Below are 1,243 nucleotides of genomic sequence, written 5' to 3'. Positions count from 1 at the left end.
TAATCCGTACTGAACATATTATACATTATTTTCAGTATAGTTGAGCTTATTATTGACTAGAGTCATGCTCTAGCGCTTAGGTCTCATGCTCAACTACCCGCCCAGCTATCCCGATCCCACTGTTGTGGACATCTACCACGGGCAGCCGGTGCCGGATCCCTACCGCTGGCTGGAGGATCTGGACTCAGAGCAGACGCGGGCCTGGATTGAGGCGCAAAACCACCTTACCTTTAACTACTTGCAGCAGATCCCAGCCCGGCAGCGGATCCGAGAACGCCTGACCCAGCTCTGGAACTATGAAAAATACAGCCAGCCCTTCAAAGAAGGGGGCCGCTACTTCTATTTCAAGAACGACGGCCTGCAAAACCAAAGTGTTCTCTATACCCAAGAAAGCCTGGAGGCTGAGGCCAGGGTCTTGCTGGATCCCAACACCTTCTCCGAAGACGGTACGGTGGCTCTAGCGGGCATTGCCATCAGCCGCGCTCGCGACAGCGGTGCGGAGCACGCTGGACGGTATCTAGCCTATGGCCTCTCCTGCTCCGGCTCCGATTGGCAAGAGTGGAAGGTGCGGGACATCGAGACCGGCGAGGATTTGCCGGATCACCTGCGCTGGATTAAGTTCTCGGGAGTAAGCTGGACCCTGGACGGGCAGGGATTTTTCTACAGCCGCTACGACGAACCAGCCCCGGGCAGCGAATACGAAAGCGCCAACTACTTCCAGAAGCTCTACTACCACCGCCTGGGCACCTCCCAGTCAGAAGATGTTTTGGTTTATCACCGCCCCGACCAAAAAGAGTGGGGCTTTGCCGGCGGGGTTACTGAAGATGGGAATTACCTCATCATCTCCGTCTGGCGGGGCACGGATCCCAAAAACCTCATCTTCTACAAAGACTTGCGGGATCCCCAGTCTCCTGTAGTAGAGCTCATCCGCGAGTTTGAGGCCGAATACAGCTTCGTGGGCAACGACGGATCCCGCTTTTGGCTGTTGACGGACTGCCAAGCTCCTCGGCGGCGACTGGTGGCGATTGACTTGGAGCAGCCCGACCAGGTGCAGGAGGTGATCCCCGAGGCGGAGGAGACCCTGCAGGGGGTTAGCTTGATCAACAATCAGTTTGTGGCCTTCTACCTCAAAGACGCCCACACCCAGATCAAGACCTTTGCTTTAGACGGCAGCTACCTGGGGGAAATTCCGCTGCCCGGGCTGGGATCCGCCAGCGGCTTTGGCGGCAAGCGCTACGACACC

1 pseudogene is annotated in these 1,243 nt (G+C 57.0%); it reads left to right on the top strand.

Going from position 1 to position 1,243, the window contains the following annotated elements:
- Positions 1–85 precede the first annotated feature (85 nt).
- A pseudogene (locus NW837_RS10250) lies at positions 86–1,243 on the top strand (S9 family peptidase); the annotation flags it as partial.

Source organism: Synechococcus sp. R6-10 (assembly GCF_047461815.1).
In the GTDB taxonomy this organism is placed as follows: Bacteria; Cyanobacteriota; Cyanobacteriia; order Thermostichales; family Thermostichaceae; genus Thermostichus.
Note: the sequence above shows the minus strand (reverse complement) of the source record. Positions and strands in the feature narration are given on the sequence as shown.